Source organism: Kineobactrum salinum, from assembly GCF_010669285.1.
GTDB lineage: Bacteria > Pseudomonadota > Gammaproteobacteria > Pseudomonadales > Halieaceae > Kineobactrum > Kineobactrum salinum.
Genome location: NZ_CP048711.1, coordinates 2,580,008 through 2,600,236 on the forward strand (window position 1 = coordinate 2,580,008; position 20,229 = coordinate 2,600,236).

General features: G+C 63.0%; 20 protein-coding genes. 5 read left to right on the forward strand and 15 right to left on the reverse strand.

Annotation, left to right across the window (positions count from 1 at the left end):
* Nucleotides 1-93: 93 nt before the first annotated feature.
* The gene (locus tag G3T16_RS11280) at nucleotides 94-300 is read right to left on the reverse strand and encodes a type II citrate synthase (protein WP_163495354.1); all 207 of its coding nucleotides are present in this window, start codon (nucleotides 298-300) and stop codon (nucleotides 94-96) included.
* Nucleotides 301-450: 150 nt separating this feature from the next.
* On the opposite strand from G3T16_RS11280, the gene G3T16_RS11285 reads away from it, so the two are divergent.
* Nucleotides 451-1,296 (forward strand): LysR family transcriptional regulator, encoded by an 846-nt coding sequence (locus tag G3T16_RS11285; protein ID WP_163495355.1) that lies wholly within the window; start codon nucleotides 451-453, stop codon nucleotides 1,294-1,296.
* An 81-nt stretch (nucleotides 1,297-1,377) separates the two neighbouring features.
* On the opposite strand, the gene G3T16_RS11290 is transcribed toward G3T16_RS11285, so the two are convergent.
* Both G3T16_RS11290 and G3T16_RS11295 read right to left on the reverse strand, forming a co-directional pair.
* Nucleotides 1,378-1,596, reverse strand: a complete 219-nt coding sequence (locus tag G3T16_RS11290; protein ID WP_163495356.1) for a PA3496 family putative envelope integrity protein — start codon at nucleotides 1,594-1,596, stop codon at nucleotides 1,378-1,380.
* 346 nt (nucleotides 1,597-1,942) lie between these two features.
* Nucleotides 1,943-2,458, reverse strand: a complete 516-nt coding sequence (locus tag G3T16_RS11295; protein WP_232059041.1) for a shikimate kinase — start codon at nucleotides 2,456-2,458, stop codon at nucleotides 1,943-1,945.
* A gap of 141 nt (nucleotides 2,459-2,599) precedes the next feature.
* Between G3T16_RS11295 and gcvT the strand changes: the two genes are divergently transcribed.
* Nucleotides 2,600-3,709: a glycine cleavage system aminomethyltransferase GcvT gene (gcvT, locus tag G3T16_RS11300; protein WP_163495357.1), complete on the forward strand. Its 1,110-nt coding sequence runs from the start codon at nucleotides 2,600-2,602 to the stop codon at nucleotides 3,707-3,709.
* Between the two features lie 24 nt (nucleotides 3,710-3,733).
* On the opposite strand, the gene G3T16_RS11305 is transcribed toward gcvT, so the two are convergent.
* From G3T16_RS11305 to G3T16_RS11320, 4 genes are all read right to left on the reverse strand, one after another.
* Complete coding sequence (locus G3T16_RS11305; RefSeq protein WP_163495358.1) at nucleotides 3,734-4,285, reverse strand: HNH endonuclease; 552 nt, start codon at nucleotides 4,283-4,285, stop codon at nucleotides 3,734-3,736.
* A 127-nt stretch (nucleotides 4,286-4,412) separates the two neighbouring features.
* A complete protein-coding gene (locus G3T16_RS11310; RefSeq protein WP_163495359.1) occupies nucleotides 4,413-5,030 on the reverse strand; it encodes a fumarylacetoacetate hydrolase family protein in 618 nt (205 codons plus the stop codon).
* Between the two features lie 34 nt (nucleotides 5,031-5,064).
* The gene (locus G3T16_RS11315) at nucleotides 5,065-5,916 is read right to left on the reverse strand and encodes a universal stress protein (protein ID WP_163495360.1); all 852 of its coding nucleotides are present in this window, start codon (nucleotides 5,914-5,916) and stop codon (nucleotides 5,065-5,067) included.
* 51 nt (nucleotides 5,917-5,967) lie between these two features.
* Nucleotides 5,968-7,371 carry a M20/M25/M40 family metallo-hydrolase gene (locus G3T16_RS11320; RefSeq protein WP_232059042.1) on the reverse strand — a complete coding sequence of 468 codons (1,404 nt, stop codon included), beginning with the start codon at nucleotides 7,369-7,371 and terminating at the stop codon, nucleotides 5,968-5,970.
* 205 nt (nucleotides 7,372-7,576) lie between these two features.
* Between G3T16_RS11320 and G3T16_RS11325 the strand changes: the two genes are divergently transcribed.
* A complete protein-coding gene (locus G3T16_RS11325; protein ID WP_232059043.1) occupies nucleotides 7,577-8,011 on the forward strand; it encodes a nitroreductase/quinone reductase family protein in 435 nt (144 codons plus the stop codon).
* A 108-nt stretch (nucleotides 8,012-8,119) separates the two neighbouring features.
* Here the strand turns inward: G3T16_RS11325 and G3T16_RS11330 are convergent, their stop codons facing one another.
* From G3T16_RS11330 to G3T16_RS11345, 4 genes are all read right to left on the reverse strand, one after another.
* Entirely contained in the window at nucleotides 8,120-10,054 is a 1,935-nt protein-coding gene (locus G3T16_RS11330) for a tetratricopeptide repeat-containing diguanylate cyclase (protein WP_163495361.1), read from the reverse strand.
* Nucleotides 10,055-10,237: 183 nt separating this feature from the next.
* A complete protein-coding gene (locus tag G3T16_RS11335; protein ID WP_163495362.1) occupies nucleotides 10,238-10,915 on the reverse strand; it encodes a thermonuclease family protein in 678 nt (225 codons plus the stop codon).
* A gap of 3 nt (nucleotides 10,916-10,918) precedes the next feature.
* Nucleotides 10,919-11,485, reverse strand: a complete 567-nt coding sequence (locus G3T16_RS11340) for a YaeQ family protein (RefSeq protein WP_163495363.1) — start codon at nucleotides 11,483-11,485, stop codon at nucleotides 10,919-10,921.
* Between the two features lie 141 nt (nucleotides 11,486-11,626).
* Nucleotides 11,627-11,878 carry a TIGR02647 family protein gene (locus tag G3T16_RS11345; protein ID WP_163495364.1) on the reverse strand — a complete coding sequence of 84 codons (252 nt, stop codon included), beginning with the start codon at nucleotides 11,876-11,878 and terminating at the stop codon, nucleotides 11,627-11,629.
* 204 nt (nucleotides 11,879-12,082) lie between these two features.
* On the opposite strand from G3T16_RS11345, the gene G3T16_RS11350 reads away from it, so the two are divergent.
* Nucleotides 12,083-15,364 carry a serine/threonine-protein kinase gene (locus tag G3T16_RS11350; protein ID WP_163495365.1) on the forward strand — a complete coding sequence of 1,094 codons (3,282 nt, stop codon included), beginning with the start codon at nucleotides 12,083-12,085 and terminating at the stop codon, nucleotides 15,362-15,364.
* Nucleotides 15,365-15,377: 13 nt separating this feature from the next.
* Here the strand turns inward: G3T16_RS11350 and G3T16_RS11355 are convergent, their stop codons facing one another.
* The 3 genes from G3T16_RS11355 to G3T16_RS11365 all read right to left on the reverse strand — a co-directional run bounded on the left by G3T16_RS11355 (nucleotide 15,378) and on the right by G3T16_RS11365 (nucleotide 18,182).
* Nucleotides 15,378-16,277 carry a hypothetical protein gene (locus tag G3T16_RS11355; protein WP_163495366.1) on the reverse strand — a complete coding sequence of 300 codons (900 nt, stop codon included), beginning with the start codon at nucleotides 16,275-16,277 and terminating at the stop codon, nucleotides 15,378-15,380.
* A 75-nt stretch (nucleotides 16,278-16,352) separates the two neighbouring features.
* Nucleotides 16,353-16,901, reverse strand: coding sequence for a hypothetical protein (locus G3T16_RS11360; RefSeq protein WP_163495367.1), 549 nt, complete (start codon nucleotides 16,899-16,901; stop codon nucleotides 16,353-16,355).
* Between the two features lie 108 nt (nucleotides 16,902-17,009).
* Nucleotides 17,010-18,182: a PQQ-dependent sugar dehydrogenase gene (locus G3T16_RS11365; protein ID WP_163495368.1), complete on the reverse strand. Its 1,173-nt coding sequence runs from the start codon at nucleotides 18,180-18,182 to the stop codon at nucleotides 17,010-17,012.
* Nucleotides 18,183-18,369: 187 nt separating this feature from the next.
* Here G3T16_RS11365 and G3T16_RS11370 point away from each other — a divergent pair, with 187 nt between their 5' ends.
* Nucleotides 18,370-18,807: a DUF2784 domain-containing protein gene (locus tag G3T16_RS11370; RefSeq protein ID WP_163495369.1), complete on the forward strand. Its 438-nt coding sequence runs from the start codon at nucleotides 18,370-18,372 to the stop codon at nucleotides 18,805-18,807.
* A gap of 24 nt (nucleotides 18,808-18,831) precedes the next feature.
* Here the strand turns inward: G3T16_RS11370 and G3T16_RS11375 are convergent, their stop codons facing one another.
* Nucleotides 18,832-20,106: an NAD-binding protein gene (locus G3T16_RS11375; RefSeq protein WP_163495370.1), complete on the reverse strand. Its 1,275-nt coding sequence runs from the start codon at nucleotides 20,104-20,106 to the stop codon at nucleotides 18,832-18,834.
* Nucleotides 20,107-20,229 lie beyond the last annotated feature (123 nt).

Genomic DNA, 20,229 nt, shown 5'->3' on the forward strand with positions numbered 1-20,229 from the left:
GAAACAGCCCCGGAATCAGGGCTCGCTGCTCGCCTCAATCGATAAATCTGACTCGATCCCGCGCTGCGACGGCCAGCCAAATCCGGGTGTCCGCTAGAATTTTTCCTCCAGGCCGTGGTGTTCCACCCGGGGATAGCTGCGCCATTTGAATACCTGCTGATGGTCACAGATCAGGCAGCGGTGTTCAATGTCGCCGGTTTTCGGATCCATCGTGCTGCAGGCGGACATCATGCCCTGGCCGCAGGCATCACAGACATAGTTGATTTCCACCGGTTTGACTTCACGCTTCAACTCTGGCATCGGTTCTTGCTCCCTGTAGCTTTGACGCTATGCTAGCGCGCCCGGCCGCGCAGCAGAAGGGTTATTGCCCGCGCGGAGCGAATATCTACTGTGGGAGTTGATTAATGGGCCATGGGGGCTAAGCTGTGCGAGTCGCTTCAGGGGGCCCCCGTGGATACGGAATTGCTGCGAACATTTCTCGAAGTCCGCAATACCCGTCATTTTGGTCGGGCGGCCGCGAACCTGTTTATCACCCAGGCCGCGGTCAGTGCCCGCATCCGGCAGCTGGAGGACGCTCTGGGGGCGCCGCTGTTCATTCGCCACCGCAACAATATCCAGCTAAGCAGCGAGGGTGAACGCCTGGTGCCTCACGCTGAAAGCGTGTTGCAGGCCCTGGACCGGGCCCGGCGGGAGATGCAGTCGGCTGACCAGGTTGCCGGCAGGGTGTACCTGGGAGTTCGCACCGGCATCTGGAGTGCCGCGCTGCAGCAGCGCCTGCATACTTTGCAACGGCAGGAGCCCGAACTGGCGCTGCGGGTGGAGAGCCGCGAGCCGGGGGAGCTCATCCGCAAGTTGCTGGACCGCAGTCTCGATGTGGCCATCGCCTATGAGCCGCCAGGGATCGCCGAGCTGGAAAGCACAGCCATCGGCCGGCTGACCCTGCGTCTGTACAGTTCTCGCCCTGGTGAATCAGCTGAGCAGGCCCTGTGCGGCAATTATGTCTTCCTTGACTGGGGCGGCGGTTTCACACGCTTTCACAGCAAGCGATTTGGCGAGCGGCGGGTGCCCCGGCTGCACACCAACCTCAATGACCTGGCCAGCGATTATCTGGCGGAGTTTGGCGGTGCCTGCTTTTTGCCCGCCAGTCTGGAGCAGCCATTGGCGGCACTGGGCCTGGCGCCGGTGGAGGAAGCTCCCGCCTTCACCCGGCAGCTGAATCTCGTATACCACAGCAGCTCAGCCCAGCGGCCGCTGCTTGAGCGGGTGGCCCGGCATTTTGACGGGGTGGAGGTTTAGTTCAGGGTGGCGGCTCGCCAGATGCCCGCGACAGAACGGGAGCGGGTGGACAGACTCGCTGGCGGCGGTGGGGTCACAGCACTAGAAATCTTCCAGTTCAAGATCATAGTAGCCCAGCTCCTCGCGCAGACGCCGTTGTTCCAGGCGCTGCTCGGCGCGGCGGCGTTTTTCCGCCAGCCGTTGCTTGCCGGTTGAAGCGGGCACCAGCTCCTCGAAATCGTCCTCGGAAAGCTCCAGCCCTGGCTCAAACATGTCCTCAAGGGAATCGCTGGGGGCGGGTTCTTGTGTGCGCTGAGTCATGGTCACCTCCGGATGGTTTATGGCCACCAATTCCGGCGCAATATCACTCAGCGCTTTCGGGGAGTAAATCAAAATTTTGTTGGACTGGTGATAAGGAAAATTTGTCGACCGACTGCCCGGGAGCTGCGGGGCTACAATAGTCGGCGGCCCGCGCCCATCCCTGGGATCCTTGCGTTTGCCTACCTCCCTGTAATTCGTCTTCCCTGACGTTCCTGATCGCACACGGGCCGCCTGCAAGAGTCAGAGCAAGACTCGTGCCATGCACCAAAGCACCATTCTGGCGGGTCTGCTGCCCTCGCGGGCGTGTCCGGCACTGAGAGTGCCCGTGTCCGGACGTGTCCCCGGACTAGACCGTGGCCAGCCTCGCCATGATACGGTTGGCTACCTGCTGTGAATCGCCGGATTGTGCATCCACAATGATGTCCGCGTAGCGCTCGTACAGTGGCGTGCGCTCCTCGTACACTGTGGCAAAGCTGTCGCCTGCGTCGCAGGCGATGCCGCGATTGGGCGCCGCCGCGACCCGCCGCTCCAGGGCGGCGAGCCCGACCTTCAGATAGACCACCGGTCCCGCCGCCCGCAGGCGCTGCATGATCGCCTCGCTGTAGACCACACTGCCGCCGGTGGCGACCACTGCGCCTGCCAGCGGCACGGCCAACAGTATTTCCTCTTCGATGGCCCGCAGTGCCAGATAGCCGCGGCTGTCCACGATCTCCTGCAGGGTAGCATTGGCGGCTGTCTGGATGGCGAGGTCGGTGTCGTTGAATGCAAGCCCGCTGAGTTTGGCCAGCAAAACACCGACAGTGCTCTTGCCGGCCCCGGGCATACCGATGAGGCTGATGGTATTGAAATGCGATTTGGACACGGGCTTTCCTTGCGCTGGCGGGCAGTCGGCGTTTTACACTTTTGCGGCGGTTTCGGCAAGGGGCGCCGCCTTGCGCCGCTTCCGCACTGTGGTTAGAGTGCTGGCTTTGTTTGCGACTGTGCGCTGATGGAGAGCCATCCCATGACATTGCAATTCACCCCCCTGGATGCCCTGCATCGTGAACTGGGTGCCCGCATGGTGGCCTTTGCCGGCTACGACATGCCGGTTCAATATCCTGCCGGCATTATTCGCGAACACCAGCATACCCGGCAGGCGGCGGGCCTGTTCGATGTCTCCCACATGGGCCAGCTGGTCCTGCGTGGCCCCGGTGCTGCCGAATTGCTGGAATCGCTGGTGCCGGTGGACGTGCTGGGCCTGGCGGAACAGCGTCAGAGCTACGCACTGTTTACCAATGACAAGGGCGGGATCCTGGATGACCTGATCATCACCCGCTGGGGTCCGGAGACGTTTTTTCTGGTCGTGAACGCGGCCTGCAAGCAACAGGATATTGCCCATCTGCGGACGCATCTCGATGGTCAGACGCTGGAAGTGCTGGAGCAGCAAGCGCTGCTGGCGCTGCAGGGTCCGGCCGCACGGGAGGTGATGGCGCGGCTGTGCCCGGAGACGGCGACCCTGGTATTCATGCACGGCATGCGTGCGACTATCGACGGGATTGATGCCTATATCACCTGCTCCGGCTATACCGGTGAAGACGGTTTTGAGCTCTCGGTCCCGGCCGCGCAGGCGGATGCGTTGGCGCGCCTGCTGCTGGCGCAGCCCGAGGTCGAGGCGGTTGGCCTGGGAGCCCGCGATTCCCTGCGCCTGGAGGCGGGGCTGTGCCTGTATGGTCACGAGCTGAACGAGCGCACCGACCCGATCCAGGCGGGGTTGCTGTGGTCCATCAGCAAGGTGCGGCGGCCCGAAGGTGAGCGCCCCGGCGGTTTCCCGGGTGCGGACATGATTCTGCCGCTGATAGTCAACAAGCCCGCTTTGCGCCGGGTCGGGCTGATGGTCGAGGGCAAGCGTCCGGTGCGGGAAGGACAGACCGTGCTGGCCGAAAGTGGCGAGGTTGTGGGAGAGATCTGTTCCGCCGCTTACGGCGCCACCGTGGGTGCGCCGATAGCGATGGCCTATGTGCAGCGCGATCTGGGCGAACCCGGTACCCAGCTGGCAGTGGATGTGCGCGGCAAGCAGGTGGCTGTCACCGTGAGCCGGATGCCCTTCGTGCCACAGCGCTACTTCAGGGGCTGATCGGCGGCTGCACGGGTTGGCGGTTCAGTGAGCCCAGGCGCGTTCCGCCTTGAACTGCTGCGACAGGTAATCCATCTGGTCTGCCAGCACCCGCTCCTTGGCCAGAAAATGCCATTCCCAGGTATTGGGCCGGAACGGCACAGCCAACAGCGGCATGCCGGCTTCCTCGGGAGTACGGTTGTCCTTCTGCCAGTTGCAGCGGCGGCAGGCGGCCACGACGTTCTCCCAGCGGTCGGTGCCACCGCGGGAGGTGGGCAGTACATGGTCGCGGGTCAGGTCGGCACGGGCGTGTTGATGGCCGCAGTACAGACAGCGATGATCGTCGCGCCGAAACAGCGTGCGGTTGCACAGGGGCAGGCTGAAACCTGGCCGCACCCGCCCCTGCAACGCGATGATCGGTTGCAGGTCGATCCGTGAGCGTTTGCCGGTCAGGCGCTGGATGCCGCCCAGAATGGGCGGCAAAGGCTCCCCCACGCCATAGACGACATCGCCTCTGGCGTAGGCGGAGACAGCTTCCTGGGCGGTGATCCAACCGCGTGGTTGACCCGCCAGGTCCAGTTTCAGGATATTCTGCATGGGGCGCCACTCTGTGGGTTCCCCCAAAGCTACTGTAAAATTGTGGCTTTCACAATCCCGCAAAACGGGACTATTGCTGAGTGGCGTGAAGGCGCCGGGGCTGCCGGACACCACCCGGTGTGCGCGCTTATTCCTGGCGCGCGACCCAGCTGGCACTGACCAGTGTCTGGCCGGCGCGGGTGATGCGTCCCTCGAAGCACTGGCCCGTGCCGATCTCGCCCACGCCGGCGGGAGTGCCGGTCATGATGATATCGCCGTCTTCCAGGCCCATGAAGCCCGCCAGGTTGGCGAGAATCGTCGTGGGCGGATACATCATCAACGCAACCCCTGCAGCCTGGCGGACGGCGCCGTCCACGCGCAGTTCAAGTCCCAGTTCCTCCACCGGCCCCGCCAGTGGCACGAACTCGCTGACCAGCGCGGCACCATCGAAGGCCTTGGCTCTTTCCCAGGGCAGGCCCTTTGCCTTCAGCCGTGCCTGCAGGCCGCGCTTGGTCAGGTCCAGTCCGAATCCGACCCCGGCCAGGCGTCCATCCTGGACCAGAAAAGCGATTTCACCCTCATAGTGCAGCGGCTCCCCACGCACAGCGTAGAGCGTATCGCCCAGCGCCGAATTGGGCTTGAGGAACACCACCATCTCTTCCGGCACCTCGTTGCCCAGTTCTTCGATATGGGCGACATAATTGCGGCCCACGCAGATGATCTTGGAGGGGGTGATCAACTGCTGCTGGAACAATATTGTGTGCATTGGCGCTGGCCCGCGGGGATTTCGGTAACAGGATTCAGCGCAACAGCAACAGGGTTATGTCGCTGTGGCTCAGCATCCGGGTGGTGTTGCTGCCGACGAAAAACTGGCGGATCCGCGAGTGGCCCCAGGCACCCATCACCATCAGGTCGATGGCCTGTTCGCGATGATACTGGCTCAGCGCGGCCTGGACCTCGCCCTCCAGATTGGCGCTGGTGACCTCAAAGCCAGCCGCCACCAGCGTGTCGCGCGCGCCGCGCACCTGGCCGGCACGCTCCTCCGACAGCGGACCCACAGTGACCAGGTGACAGGGCAGGCCCCGCAGCAGTGGGCTGCCGGCTACCAGTGCCAACGCCTCGCCGGCGGTTTCGCTGCCATCGTAGGCGATCATGAAACGTCGCGGTTCGGCGAATTCATGCATCACCACCATGATGGGCCGGTGTACGCGGCGGACCACGCTTTCCAGATGGGAGCCGATGGTCTGGGCTTCGATGTCGTGGTCCTCACCCAGCCGGCCCATGACCAGCAGCCGGGTCTCACTCTCCATCTCCTGCAGTGTTTCCACCAGGTCACCGTGGCGCTGCTTGCGCTGGATTTCGCAGGCGCCCGCCGCCAGGGCGATGGTATCCGCTTCCTGCAACATGTGTTTGCCATGCTCCAGAGCCAGCCGTTCGCGGCGTTCATCCAGCGCGGTCAGTTCCTCGAGCAGCTGCTCCTGACTACCCATTCCAATCGCGCCGGACAGATCCTGGGTCGGCGGCGCGGGGGGTTTTTCCAGCACGTGCAGCAGTTGCAGCGGTGTTTGCAGAACCCGGCTGGTCCAGGCACCAGCGAGAGTGACGGAGCGTGAACTGTGGGAGCCATCGATGCAGGCGACAATATTATTCATGGTGTGCTCCTCAATCCCGGTACCGGACGGCAGTGTGTCGAATTCGTCCGCTCAGTCATTGCCGGCCAGTTCCCGCAGGATGATGCTCCAGTGGTCCAGCGCATCGTGAAAGGCCTTGATCGGCACTCGCTCATTGAGTCCGTGAGCGAACATCTCGTCGGGATCCATGAAGATACCGCTGATGCCCCAGGTCGGGATGCCGGCACTGCGAAAGTGCATGCCATCAGTGCCGTAGGGCGCCATATAGGCGATCAGGGGCAGTTGAGGATAGCGGCTGTGGACGGCCTTGCTGATAGCGCCCACCACGTCTTCGCGCAGCTCTGAAATCGGACTCTCGACCGGCTCACCCAGCAGCTCGAACTCGGCTCCGGTATTGGCTATCGCCTGCTCCAGTTCGGCCTGGATATCGCTGACCTGGATGCCCGGAAAGATGCGGCAGTTGATCGTGGCGGTGGCAGATTGCGGCAGCGCATTTTCGGCATGGCCCGCTTCCAGCATCGTGACGACACAGGTGGTGCGGGTGGCGCCCACATAGGCCGGTTCCGTGCGCAGGCGTTCGGCGGCCTCCTTGTCGTCGGGGTTGTAGGCGAAGCGAACCATGGTGTCGCCCAGCTCGCCGCCCATCTGCTGGCCCACCTGCTGGAAATAGGCCAGCGTCATTTCGCTCCAGCGCACCGGGAAACGGTGGTTCTGGATCGCCTTGACCACATCCGCGAGTTCGTAAATGGCGTTGTCGTCCCGCGGCTGGCTGCTGTGGCCGCCGGGATTGCGCACCGTGATCTCCCAGGTGGCGTAGGTTTTCTCCGCTGCCTGGATGTTGTAGCTGACCGGCTTGCCGCTGGCATCCAGGTTGCCACCGCCGGCGTCCGAGTTCAGCGCAAACTCGGCCTCTGCGACTTCCGGTATGTCATAGGCCATCATCCGCGTAGTAATCATGTCGCTCTCTTCGTCGCCGGAAAATGCAAGGATCAGGTCGCGGTTGGGGACGAAGCCCTCCTGCTTGAGGCGGATAAACGTGGAGGTGAGCTGGGCGATACCGAATTTGTTGTCAATGGAGCCGCGGGCGTAGAAGTTGACGTCATCCTGGGTCAGCTTGAAAGGGGGGCGTTCCCAGTCCGTGTCCAGTGCTTCCACCACGTCCATGTGGCCCAGCAGCAGGATTGCCTTTTTGCCGGAGGAACCATCTCCCCGGTAGGTCGCGACCAGACTGGCAAAGTTGTCCTTGGGGATCACCCGCACGTCCTCCTCGGGGAAGCCGGCGGCGATCAGCTGATCCGCTAGGTAGCGGGCGACCTTTGGCGTATTACCGGTATTCTTGGAGGTATCCACTTCAATGATGTGGCGATAGATTTCCAGGGTCCTGTCTGCATGCCCCGCCGGCGTATTGCCGGCCGCCTGGACGGTGGCCGCGGCGAGCAGGCCAAGCGTGGCCAGTGTGCGCTTGAGTATCATCATGGTCTCCTGCTGAATGATGCGGGCAGCGGCCCGGTTGCCGGCCAGCGAAATATACTGATGTTAACGGGTCAAGCGCGCCGGCGGAAGCACAGTAACACAGCGGGTGGTCAGTGCGGATCATCCGGAACACGCTTGCCCTGCCCGGCAGGTCGGCTACTATGACAACCGGGGTCAGTCCCGTCGAATACTATCTGGAGCAAGCACCATGACTGAACAACGTATTGCCGACAACCTGCCAGACTGGGTCAAGGATCACCTCGCCCGCTATATCGCAACCGATGGCGCCGACGGGCACCTGTGGGATGCCTCCTCCGTCGGGGCCGAGGGAATGATCGCCACCCTGCTGCTGACCACGGAGGGACGCAAGTCTGGCCAGTCGTTGACCATTCCGCTGATCTATGGCCGCGCGGGCAAGGGCTATTGTGTTATCGCATCCAAAGGGGGCGCGCCCCAGCATCCGGCCTGGTTTCTGAATCTGCGGGACAATCCCCGTGTGCACGTGCAGGTGGCCGCGGACAAGTTCGAGGCCGTTGCCCGCGAGGCGGAGGGCGAGGAGCGGGAGCAGCTGTGGCGGCAAATGGTCGACATCTTCGCCCCTATACGCAGTACCAGGAGGCCACCGGGCGCAGGATTCCGGTAGTGGTGCTGGACCCGGTCTGACCGCCAGCAGCCGCGCCGGGCCGGCGTGGCGAGGCCGTGTTGGCCGTTCACAGTAGCGCAATAAGCTGACGCCTGATGTCTGCGGTTGTCAGCGCGCAGGTCCAGTGGGTCCAGTGAAGGGTGCCACGAAGCCGCCCTGGGGCGATGCCAGCATCACGCGGTCCTTGCCATGGGTCTTGGCCTGGTACAGCGCACGGTCCGCCGCCGCATAGATACTGGCCGCGTCCTGACGGCCGGGGCCGAAAGAGGCCACGCCGACACTGACGGTAACGGCTACCTGGCTTCCGTCTTCCAGTTTGAGGCTATGTTCGCGGATGCACTGTACCAGCCGCTGTGCCACCGCTGCCGCCTGATCTGCGCTGGCGCGGGGCAACACGCAGAGAAACTCTTCGCCGCCGAGCCTGGCCATCGCATCGCCGCTGCGCAGCAGCTTGCTGCCAATGGCGGCAATGTCGCGCAGCAGGTGGTCGCCTACTGGATGGCCGAAGCTGTCATTGATTCGCTTGAAATCGTCGATATCCAGCAGGACCACCGCCAACTTGCCTTTCTCCGGGGACAGGCCGGCGGTATGTTGTTCGAGCACGGAAAAGATATGGCGGCGGTTGAACAGCCCAGTCAGGCCGTCGCGGGAGGACAACTCGCGAAAACGCAGGGTGTTGCGGCGCTGCAGTACCAGAAACACCAGCGTGATGCCGGTCAAGGCGACCCAGGACAGAATGGTGGCGCGCTGCTGCAGGTTGGCCTGCTTTTGCCGGGCCAGATCCAGCGTGTCGGCGCGGGCCTGCTCTTTCAGCAGGTCGATCTCGATATCCTTGCGCGCATTTTCCATGCTCGCCTGGAGTTTGACAAAGCGTTCGGAGGCATTGCGGGTCAGCAGGGCAGTCAGCTCTTCATGATAGGCGAGCAACAGTTCGAAGGCACGCTGGTACTGGCCCTGCCGTGCCAGTACCAGGGCCTCTGACTTGTCCACTTCGATTTCCCAGCGTGTGCCCTGCAGTTCGGGAATGCCGGCGAATATGCTGCGGGCCTGCTCCAGCGCTGCCAGTGCCTCTGCCGTTGCGCCCGCCTGGGCAAGGCAGACCGCCTGGCGCTTGTACAACTCGGCCTTGAAGTCCGCCGGTCCATTGACCGCCAGCGCCCGCTCGATGGCGTTGAGCGCAGAGTCGCAGTCCCCCTGCTCGGCGTAGGTCATGCCCAGGCCGTAGTGGGCGACGAAGATATTGTGTTCAGTGCCATTGAACTCGGTCAGCTGCCGGTAGCGTTCGAAACTGGCAATCGCCTTGTCCCACCGCTCCCAGTAACGGTAGGTAATGGCCAGGCCATTGACGGCTTCTGCTTCGTAACCCCGGTAATCCAGGGCTGTGTAGGTGTCCAGCGCTTTCTGGTAGTGCTCGACGGACTTTTCATACTCGTCAATATAGGCGTAGACAGCGCCGTACACTTCATTGACCATCGCTATCAGGAAGCGGTTGCGCAACTCGCCTGCAGCGGTGAAAGCCGTTTGCAGGTCCAGCAGGGCTGCTTCGTGATAGCCGTTCAGGCTGCGGGTAAAGGCGAGTTCGGCCAGTGCCAGCACATACATGAAATCCTGATCGGCAGCGGCCGCGCCCGCTGCTGTCTGCTCCAGCAGTTCAATGGAACGCTCATACTGCACATTGCGCCGCTCGCTGATGCCCTGCAGGATTTCCAGAAACAGTTTGTGCCGTGCAGGGGTCTGCGTGGTCACCAGTGCCAGGCCGGCTTCGATGGCAGCTTCAAAATCTTCCTGCAGGTAGAGCCATTGCAGGGCCTGGGCCCGATTCAGGTAGTACTGGAGTCTGAGAGAGTCGCTGGCGGTGTCGATACGCTCCCGCAGCTGTTGCAACTGGCGGTAGGCCTGCCAGGGGTCCCGCCAGACCGACTCAGACAGCGCCTCCAGCTCATTGGCCAGCGAGGCCTGCACTGGCTCTGCGGCGCGCGCCGTGGCAAGTGTCAGGGACGCTGTGAGCAGGACCAGCAAAAGGGTCAGTAGCAGAGGTTTCATCGGAACTCTCGTGTCGGAGGGAGGGTCTGCCATCCTGGCGGCGGACTATGGCCTGCGTCTGTGTGTGCTCCCCGTTTTGACGCCGCCCTGTGGTAGCGATGCTAACCCAATTGCCGCAGCGGAACTACTGCCATCACAGCCGGACCGGCATCCGAAGCCTGCCAGCAATGGCCGCGCCTGCGTCTACGGTTCAGCGTGCGCGGCCGTTCTGCAGCCGCTGCTGGCGCCGCCAGTCCCAGGGCGGCACTGGCGCGTTACCGACCCACAACCCGCGTCCGTTTTGCCGGGCTTCCTGCTCTGCGGCGGCGAGAGCATGTTCACGGGGGCGTAGTGCCGGTACCACCAGGCGTGTCCCGCGCGGACCATGGCCAGGTTGATATTGGTGCCGTCCGCATACGCGGTCCCCACCAGGCGGCCGTAGTCATCCTCTTCGATCACCGTCACGCCAATCCGCGCGTTCTCCACCAGGGCGGCCAGGGCGGCTCCGGCTGCCTCGCCGTGGGGCTGGTCGCGCTCGGGCGCATCAATGCCGTACAGACGGATTGCGTGTTGTTTGTTGTCCCGGTCCAGCAGGGACAGGCTGTCGCCGTCTGCGACCCGCACGACCCGGCCGCTGAGGTCAAACGCCGACGGCGGTGTCCCTTCACGCGCAGCGCCGACCTGTTCCAGTTTGCCGGTGGCGCGACGCCAGGCAGCCTCCGGGCGAGTGGCGTATTCCCGCAGCGTGGAACCTATGCTGTCCAGCGCGCCACGGTGCCAGCTGATCTCGCCCAGGGTCAGGTACTGAAACAGGGACAGGCCCCCCAGCAGGATCAGTACCAGGCGCAGTTTGCGACCTGGAAATCGGCGCCACCGTACCACCTCTCAGCCCTGTTGGTGGCCGCCGCTCACGACGGTCTTGAGTGCGGCCGGTTTGACGTTGGCCGAACCCTGGTCGCCGCTGAACCAGGCTTCACCTTCGGTAATGGTGCATTGCAGTGACATGCCCGGCCTGGCCAGTGCCGCCAGTGCCTTGCAGGCGCTGTCCGCCACCTGCCAGACTTCAAGGTGGGCAAATCGGGTCAGCGCCGGGCCGTGCTTGTCCCACCACACCGGGACCGCCCGGTCGCCATAGCTGTAGAGAATCACCTGGCGGGCCCGGGAGCAGGCCTTGCGCAGCCGGTCCGGATCGGGGGTGCCCAGCTCGATCCAGGTTTCGATGGCACCGGTCAGGTCCCTGCGCCACAGGCCGGGCTCCTCATCGTTGCTGAGGCCGCGGCCGAACTCCAGCCCGGGGCCGGCATGCAGCGCAAAGGCCAGCACTCGCAGCATCATGCGTTCATCGGTTTCCGACGGATGTCGGGCCAGGGTCAGGGCAAAGTCCTGGTAGAACTGGCGGTCCAGGTCGGCGACGTTGAGGTCGAGTTTGAAAATGGTGGACTTCAGGGCCATATCAGTAAGCACTGCCAGCAGGTTGGTGAGGCACTATAGCGGATCACTGCCCCGATCGCAGCAGGCTGGTGCCGCCTGGCTTCGGCACCAGCCGGGGTTTTAGGATTTGGCCGGATAGTGGGTCGCGCCGGGAGGCCCCCCTCAGCTGGTTTTTGCCGGCGTAGTGGTCAGGATCTGGTATACCGCCTGCATATGTTCCGTCGCCTCGTGGCCCAGGGGGGTCAGAAAGCCGCCATCCTCCTGGTCGATCAGCTGTTTGGCATACAGTCGCCGGGCCGCGGCAATAACTTCAGGGGCGGCGCTGCTGTGTATTTTCAGCCCCAACTGGGCGCTGCTCGGGTCGAATGTCAGCAGCAATTCCATCTCGTCTGTCAAATCTGAGTCCAGGATCATCGCTCGGGTCCTTTTCATTGGTCTGGACTAGAGCATAGCCGAAATGGGCACCGGGGTTGTGGCTAATGTCGGGCTGGATGGAGCGACAATGTGACGAGGTTCCCGAATCCCGTCAGGGATGGTGCGGGCTGGCTTTCTTGGGGCATGGACACGGTGCTATAGTGAGCGATCACATTTAGCGTTCTACTCCGCCCGGCTCCTCGCATGGACTATCCTGACATTCCGGGGTACAAAATCGACTCCATCCTCGGTGAAGGCGGGATGGCGACGATTTATCTTGCCGAACAGGAGAGCTTTGGGCGCCGGGTCGCACTCAAGGTCATGTCCCCGCGGCTGCTCAGCGACGCCAGTTTCGGCGAGCGATTCCTGCGGGAGGCCCGCATTGTCGCGCAGCTCACCCACCCCAATTTTGTGCCGGTCTACGAGGTCGGCAGGCACGGCGATTACCGCTACATGTCGATGGAATACCTGCCCGGGGGGGACCTCAAGAGCCTGATGCGGCAGGGGCTGCCGCTGGCTGACAGCATCCGCATCGTCAAGGATGTTGCCAGTGCACTGCACTATGCCGCCGGCAAGAATTTCATCCACCGTGATATCAAGCCCGCCAATATTTTGATGCGGGAAAATGGCAGCCCGGTGGTGTGTGATTTCGGCATTGCGCGGCAGACCGACATCGAGGAGCAGATGACCCTGGTGGGAACGGTCATCGGTACCCCCCATTACATGAGCCCGGAACAGGCCCAGGCCAAAGAGCTGGACGGTCGCTCCGACCTGTACAGCCTGGGTGCCATATTCTATGAAATGCTGACCGGCAGGCGCCCCTATGACAGCGCCTCGGTGATCCAGGTCAGCATCATGCATGTCACCGAGCCGATTCCGGAGCTGCCCGGGGAGCTGGCGGCCTTCCAGTTCTTTATCGAAAAGGCGATGGCCAAGCTGCCGGACAACCGCTTCCAGAGCGGCATGGAGTTCATCTACGCGCTGGAGGAGCTGGAGGAAGAACACTACGAGCTGATCCACCGGGTGGCGCCAACCCAGGTGCTGAGCGAAGCGGACTTCCGCAGCAAGCTGGGCGCCAGCGGTATGCGTACGCCGGTCAGCGCGCTGTCAACGGACAGCGCCGCCCGGCGCCGGGTACGACCCTCCAGGACCGGGATGAGCAAGAGCCAGTTTCATGGTTGGCGGGGTCTGTTGCGGCAGCGCAGCTGGCAGGCCGGCAGCGGTGCTGTAGGCCTGCTGCTGATCGTGGCTGCCGGTGGCTGGTGGATGGCGGGAGACGAGACGCCGACGGAGCCGCCGCCACTGTATACACCACCGGTGGCGGGCGCTGGCCTGGACGGCAAGGTGGATGAACTGAAACAGGCGGCTACCCTGGCGATGACAGAGGGACGCCTTTATGGCTCCGGCGAGGACAATGCCCAGCACTATCTCACCAGCTTGCTGATCTTCGCGCCTGACGATACCGAAGCCAGGCTCGCTATTACCCGGCTGTTCGGCATGTATCTCGAACAGGCCGGCGACATGATCGCTGCCGGTGAATACGGCGCCGCCACCGAGGTGTTGAACTATGCCTCGCAGATCAATTTTCATATCGAAGACCAGAACTTGCTGGAGCAACAAAATCTGCTGCGCCGGGAACTGTTTTCGGCCCAGCAGCAAAGCATCGTCGCCGCCTCCCGCTCGCGGGAAATAAAACGCCTGCTCGATGCGGCTGACAGCCTGTTCGCCGAAGGCAAGCTGACCAGCCCGGCCGGCGACAACGTTTATGACAAGTACCAGCAGGTGCTGTCCATCGATCCTGACAACGAGACTGCCCGCGCTGGTATCCAGCGGGTTGCCGGCCGGTTTCTCAGCCAGGCGCGGGACCAGACCAAACAGGGGGAGTTCGGCCGGGCGCGAGCCTACATGTCGGCGGCTGTACAGATATTCCCGCAGCACCCGGATATGGCGGATACCCGCCAATATGTCGCTGCTGAGGAAGAGCGCAGCGCCGAGCGCCTGTTGCGCGAACGCGAACAGGAAAGCGCAGCCGTTCGCCGCGAGCTGGAACAGCGTCGGCAGGAGCTGGCCATCCGGGCCCGGAAAATACAAACCTTGCTGGCCGCCGCGGCAGCCGATATCGAAGCACAGCGGCTCAATGCCCCCGCCGGCAATAACGCTGTTGAAAAGTACAATGCGGTGCTGGAACTGGACCCGGCCAACGTCGACGCTCTCAACGGTTTCGAGGACATCGCCAGGCGCCATATCGCGCTCGCTCGCGACGAGATCGGCGCCGGCAGACTGGATGACGCAGAACGCAACCTGATCAGTGCCAAGATCCTCTCGCCATCGAATCCCCAGTATGCGGCCGTGCAAAATGAGCTGATCGCGGCGCGCGACCGCCGCAAGCAGGAACAGGCCGCGGAGGAGGCTCGCCGGGAGCGGGTGGCGGCCCTGTTGGCCGGCGCCGCTGCCTTGATGGAAAAGGGGAATCTGTATCTGCCGCGGGGCGGCAATGCCGCTACCCAGTTACGTGAAGTATTGGCGCTTGAGCCCCGCCAGCCCCAGGCCTTGGCCCTGCGGCGGAAGTTGGCGGAGCAATTGGAAAACAATGCCGCCGCCGAAATCGCCTCGGGCCAGCTCGACCAGGCACGGATGGCGATTGATGCGCTGGCGGCCATCGACGCCGATGCAGCGCAGATAGCCGCGCTGCGGCGGCGACTGGAGGCACAGCAGCAGCAAGTTCAGCGGCAGCAGCAGTTGGCCGCAGCACGCGCCGCGGCCCGGGAACAGTCTGCGGTGCAGGAGCGGCCTGCATCCACCGCTCCGGCCTCGCGGGGCCCGAGCCAGGCTCTGCTGGCAAGAGCGGGTAAACTGGGTGCGGTGAGTCAGAGCAACTATGGTGAATTGGCCGACATCTATCTCAAGGTGCAGCAGCAGGGGGACAGCCCCGCTGCCAGCCGCGGCCTCAAGGAGGTAGCGACCTACCTGGCGGGCCTGACCCGTGAGGCGAACAGGGCGCGAGACTACCGTGCGGCCCAGGACTACCTGGATCAGCTCCAGCGCATTGCGCCCGAGGCGGCCATCGTAGGTACCCTGAGAGAGGAGGTTGCCTATGCAGAGCGACAGCACCAGGAAGCCGTCAGTATTCTGTCCTCAGCGGATGCGATTATCGCGACACCCTATAAAAAACCCGGAATTTTCGGCAACAATGCGGAGGCCAGGAAGACGCTGCGCACCGCCTACGACAGAATCGTTTCGGCCCGCCAGCTGGATGCCGACAACCCCGCGCTGCGGACATCGGAAACCAAGCTGTTGAAGAAGTACGCCGACATCGTCGCGCTTCACCTCGCGGACAAGCATCTCGACGAAGCCCGCGAATTCCTTCAGGACCTGGCGGCGATGGAGCTGCCGGGCGGCCAGCTCGGGCAGATGGAACAACAGCTCAGCGCGCTGGAAACAGAGCTGGCCTCGGAGGACAAGGCCATCTCCATCAGCTCTTTCTGACCGCGCTGGAAGACTACAGGTAGAACTGCAGTCCCGCGGAAAATGCGGTCATGGTCTCGTCGGTGTCGACCACCAGTCCCGGGAAGTTGCCACTGGATTCGTTGACCCGCATGTCATAGCTTTGACGACGGATATCGAGGTAGTAACCCACCCTGGACGTCAACGGGGCCGACCAGCTCACGCCATAGCTGAGACCGTCGGAATCGCCGTCAAAAATGAAGTTTTCGTTGGCGCCCTCTACCCCCAGCAGATAATTGTCGACATATTTGGCTTCCAGGTCGGCGTAGGCGAGACTGACGGAAAGCGTACCCTTGTCGGCGATCTTCCAGGCGTAGCTGGCGCCCAGGAACCAGCCGTCTTCCTCATAGTTCTGCCGATAGGGTGACAGGCCCAGCAGCAGGTGATCCTGCGCCAGGTTTCCCCCCAGGGACAGGCCGCCAGCGCTGCCGTCGCAGACCGCGGCCTGGGTGACATCGGTGGGGCAGCGCGGACCGGGCTCCAGGGTGGTCTCGCCTTCCATATAGCCGACGAAGACATTGGCGCCTTTCCAGACGTTATAGCCCAGCGTCACGCTGTAATCGGTGCGATCCACACTGGTGTCGGCATCGGTGAACGGCACGTCGGAATTGGTGCTGATATCGTTGATGCTGTCTTCGTACTTGAAGGAGACGTAACCCTTGCCGTAAATCGCCGTGAAGGCCAGTGTCAGTGTCGGTAGGTCGGCGTCGAAATCCCCGCTGTCGCTGAAACCGAGCGAGTCGTTGACCAGCCCCTGTTCAAACTCCAGGGTCTTCCACTGCACCCCTATCTGGGGCACCCAGGTGACATCCTGCATGAGGTTGTCGGCACTGGCGCCCTGGTGGACGGCAAGCAGGGTGGCGGCGATGCTGCTGAAAATCAAGGTACGTTTCATAACGTTATTCTCCGGGTTGTCAGTAATTCAGGGTTGTATGGTGCTGGAATTTTTCGCTGGCAGGGCATCATCCGTTCAGAACGTGGGACGCACGTAATAGTCGAGAGACAGCGGGATTTCCACGACCGTGCTGTCCAGTGAGGCCGGATAGGGGCTGGACATGTAATTCAGATGGTAATGGCCAGGCGCGCCGGGCAGCAGCTGCAGGTATTGCACGGTTTGGGAGTACTGGTTCCGCGCGGTGAGCTCCAGCACATTGCCGTCGCCGGTTTCGGCTACCCGCGGCAGCGACAGCTGGAACACGGCCGCGTTGTTGATTTCAGTGACCGGGATAGAGGCCAGTACCCGGCCACTGTCCTCTGCCTGACCCGCGCCGGCCTTCTCGACCCACTGCAGATAGATTTTGGAATGCGGGTAATCGGCCTGGGCATCCAGCAGAATGACCCGGTGGACTCCCTGGCTGCCGGCATTGGACCAGCTACCGAAGGAGCTGACCCAGACGATTTGATGCGACAGGTCCGCCAGGGCCTCGACAGCAGTCTCCGCGAACGCCCCCTGGGCCGCGGATATCCACAACAGGAAGGCGGCAACAGCCGCCGACGGTTTCCCCGTATTGCCTTTCAATGTCCTTTCCCCTAATCCCCGGACTGAGTATAAACCAAGATTCCTGAGGAGCGAACCGTGGAAAAGAGGAAAAATTTCCGCTGACTCATCCCCGTGCTGCGGGGCTCACTAGTCGGTCAGCGACAGCTCCTGCCTTGGCACTGGCTCCAGCCGCAGGATGGGGGAGTCGCTGTCGGTATGGTCGAGGGCGAGGTAGATATACCCGTCTGGCCCGGTCCTGATATCCCGGACCCGCCCCACATTGTGCGCCAGAGTCTGGTGCCGGACCACCGATGTGCCGTCCAGCTCCAATAGCGTCACTTGTTTTCCCGCCAGTCCCCCCGCCAGCAGGTGGCCGCGCCAGTGCGGAAACGCATCGCCCTGGTAGAGTATCAGGCCGGAAGTGGCAATGGAGGGTACCCAGACCTTGCGTGGCTGGGTCATTCCCTCGCGATGGGTACCCTCGTGGATGGCCTTGCCGGAACCGTAGTTGACGCCGTATCCCACGACTGGCCAGCCGTAGTTGGCGCCGCGCTCGACCAGGTTCAGTTCATCTCCACCCTGGGGACCGTGCTCGGTAATCCACACATTGCCGCTGGCGCGGTCTATCGCCAGCCCCTGGGCATTGCGGTGGCCATAGCTCCAGATCTCCGGCAGCGCTTTGTCCTGATCGACGAAGGGGTTGTCTTCGGGAATGCTGCCGTCTTCGTGCAGGCGCACGACCACCCCGTGGTGATCCGCCAGTGACTGGGCTGGATGGGCCTCGAGATTGCCCGAAGGTGAGGCCTGGCGATCGCCGACAGTGATGTACATGTAGCCCTTGCCGTCAAAGGCGATCCGCGAGCCGTAGTGGCCGCGCCCGCGGCTGTCAGCCTCGAATAACTCCTCGACATCCCGCAGGCGGCCATCGCGGTAGCGCCCACGAATGACGGCAGTGGTGGAAGCGCCGTCTGCCAGGGGCTTGGAGTAGGACAGATACAGCAACTGGTTGGCGGCGAAATCGGGATGCATCACCACATCCAGCAGGCCGCCCTGGCCCTGGTTGAACACCTCGGGTATTCCGGCCACCGGTTCTTCCAGCAGTTTGCCGTCCCGCACAATGCGCAGACTGCCGGCCTTTTCGGTTACCAGCATGTCACCGTCGGGCAGAAAGGTCATGGCCCAGGGCCGGGTCAGCCCTTCGACCACGGTCACCAGGCGGTAGTCATGGTAGGCTGAGTAACGGGTCTCCGGTTCGGTGGCGCTCGCGGTAGTCGACAGCAGGGCGATGATGAACAGAAATCGCAGGGGGCTGGTATTCATGGCAATGCTCCGTTGCTTGAGAGGCAGGCTGCGCGGCGCCTGTATGGGTAGTGACAACAATGGACAGTCGAAAGTGCCGTAACCGGATCGTCGCGCTGGCGTCAGGCCAACTGTTACAGTAGATAGCGACGCCGATCACGTCAATGCCCGGAGAGCCATGTAGCAACCTGGACAATGGGAGGGAGCAATGGGTGCGGCTTCGTTCGCGGCCGACCATTCGGCGGTGCAGCTGGCCTACCTGCTGGCAGCCGATGCAGTACTGCTGTTGCACGCGCTGTTTGTGGCCTTTGTGATAGTGGGTCTGCTGCTCATTCTGGCAGGCGGCGTGCTCGGCTGGCGCTGGGTGCGCAAGCCTGTGTTCCGGTGGCTGCATCTGCTGGCGATAGCAGTGGTGGTGGCGCAGGCATGGGCGGGACTTGTCTGTCCGCTGACGAGCTGGGAAATGGCGTTGCGCGAGCGCGCCGGAGAGGCTGTGTACGCGGGCGGTTTTATCGCCCACTGGCTGGAGCAACTGCTGTATTACCGGGCGCCGGAATGGGTGTTTGTAATGGCCTATAGCCTGTTCGGCCTGTTGGTCCTGGCCAGCTGGGTCCTGGTGCGGCCCCGGCCCTGGCGCAAGCGCTGACCGCGGCGCAGCTGTCTGGCCTGGCTATGGCTTCCGGTTGTCCAGCTCGACCCAGTGGCGGGGGATATTCTCCTCGACCAGCTCATCGATGCTCACGTTGATGATATTGTGTTCGCTACCCACTTCCTCTGCGAAACGGGACTGTTTGCTGCTGCGGGCAATAATCATCGCGTGGGGGAAATTACGGCGCAGCCACAGGGCGGTGCGCAGGTTGTCCTCTTCCTTGCCGGTGCCGAGTACGAATATGACATTGTAGGCATCCGCAGCAATGTGGACATCCTGCCTGAGCCGTTGCCATACCCCCGGGTGGGCGATATCGCCTTCATAGACCTCGCGCCGGTAGTCGCCGGAGAAGCTCATCTGCTCTTCCGCCACCAGCACCCGGCGCAATGCGTCCTTCTCGATGATGGCCACTGTCTCCAGTTCGTTTTCAGCGTGGTGCTGCAGCTCCTCCAGCACGGTCTGGCCAAAGCGGCCGAAGCCGGCCAGGACCACGATGTCCTTGTCCCGGGATTTCTGGAAGCGGTGCAGCATGTGCCCATGCACCAGGCCGGAAGCGGCCAGGTTATAGGAGTTGAATGTCTCGCAACTCTGCGCTACCCGGGTTCCCTGCATGGAGCGCATGAAGCGCAGGTTGGCGCAGTGCATTACGATACGTGCACCGATGTCCGGTACCAGGTTCAGGATGGTGGCAGCCGCTTCATAGCTGCGCAGGCTGTTGCCGGACAGCAGGACGACCCGTCGGGCCCTGTGAATCTTGAGTTGGCGCAGGAAAAATTCGTGGGTGATATCGCCCACTACGAACAGGGCGTCGTAGTCTTCCTGCAGCTCGTCGACAATGGTGGGCCCCGGGTTGTTCCGCGACACCACCACCAGCTGCACCCGGCGGTCGTGCTTGCGCAACACCCGCAGGTAGCTCAGGGTCAGGTCGCCGGCACCGATCACGATCACATGGTGGCGCAATTTGCGCAACTGGAAGCGCTGCGGCGAGATGGATTTGAGCAATGCTTCTATCAGGGCCCAGGCGGCCAGCACAGGTGAGCCGAAGTACGCCAGCCACAATAGCGCCATGCCCACCAGTGGACCCTCGCTGGGAGTGCCCAGTTCGACCCCGCCCACCACGAACAGACTCAGACTGTAGTAGGCCTGGGACAACAATCCGGCGTTGGCGACATCGGGCCGCTCGGTAACGATGACTCCCGAGGCAAAACCGGCCAGGCCACTGAAGAAGAACAGCAGCGCCCCCAGCAGGCGCCATGAGAAGCGGGGTTGGCCGGGGTGCAAGCTCAGGATGGACATAACAGGGACATTTTTCCGTGCGTGGTTGTCACATCATACGCAAGCGCCGGTGACCTGGCCATCCGGCGCTGCCAAAGCGGCAAAAGTCCCACACTGATACTTGCCCGCAGCGCCCAGCGATGC

Coding starts and splice junctions, on each gene's coding strand:
- G3T16_RS11290 (WP_163495356.1), bottom strand. CDS start 1,596: ATGACTCAGCGCACACAAGAACCCGCCCCCAGCGATTCCCTTGAGGAC.
- G3T16_RS11345 (WP_163495364.1), bottom strand. CDS start 11,878: ATGATCCTGGACTCAGATTTGACAGACGAGATGGAATTGCTGCTGACA.
- G3T16_RS11310 (WP_163495359.1), bottom strand. CDS start 5,030: ATGCACACAATATTGTTCCAGCAGCAGTTGATCACCCCCTCCAAGATC.
- G3T16_RS11280 (WP_163495354.1), bottom strand. CDS start 300: ATGCCAGAGTTGAAGCGTGAAGTCAAACCGGTGGAAATCAACTATGTC.
- G3T16_RS11375 (WP_163495370.1), bottom strand. CDS start 20,106: ATGTCCATCCTGAGCTTGCACCCCGGCCAACCCCGCTTCTCATGGCGC.
- gcvT (WP_163495357.1), top strand. CDS start 2,600: ATGACATTGCAATTCACCCCCCTGGATGCCCTGCATCGTGAACTGGGT.
- G3T16_RS11305 (WP_163495358.1), bottom strand. CDS start 4,285: ATGCAGAATATCCTGAAACTGGACCTGGCGGGTCAACCACGCGGTTGG.
- G3T16_RS11355 (WP_163495366.1), bottom strand. CDS start 16,277: ATGAAACGTACCTTGATTTTCAGCAGCATCGCCGCCACCCTGCTTGCC.
- G3T16_RS11340 (WP_163495363.1), bottom strand. CDS start 11,485: ATGGCCCTGAAGTCCACCATTTTCAAACTCGACCTCAACGTCGCCGAC.
- G3T16_RS11370 (WP_163495369.1), top strand. CDS start 18,370: ATGGGTGCGGCTTCGTTCGCGGCCGACCATTCGGCGGTGCAGCTGGCC.
- G3T16_RS11350 (WP_163495365.1), top strand. CDS start 12,083: ATGGACTATCCTGACATTCCGGGGTACAAAATCGACTCCATCCTCGGT.
- G3T16_RS11320 (WP_232059042.1), bottom strand. CDS start 7,371: ATGATGATACTCAAGCGCACACTGGCCACGCTTGGCCTGCTCGCCGCG.
- G3T16_RS11330 (WP_163495361.1), bottom strand. CDS start 10,054: ATGAAACCTCTGCTACTGACCCTTTTGCTGGTCCTGCTCACAGCGTCC.
- G3T16_RS11365 (WP_163495368.1), bottom strand. CDS start 18,182: ATGAATACCAGCCCCCTGCGATTTCTGTTCATCATCGCCCTGCTGTCG.
- G3T16_RS11315 (WP_163495360.1), bottom strand. CDS start 5,916: ATGAATAATATTGTCGCCTGCATCGATGGCTCCCACAGTTCACGCTCC.
- G3T16_RS11325 (WP_232059043.1), top strand. CDS start 7,577: ATGACTGAACAACGTATTGCCGACAACCTGCCAGACTGGGTCAAGGAT.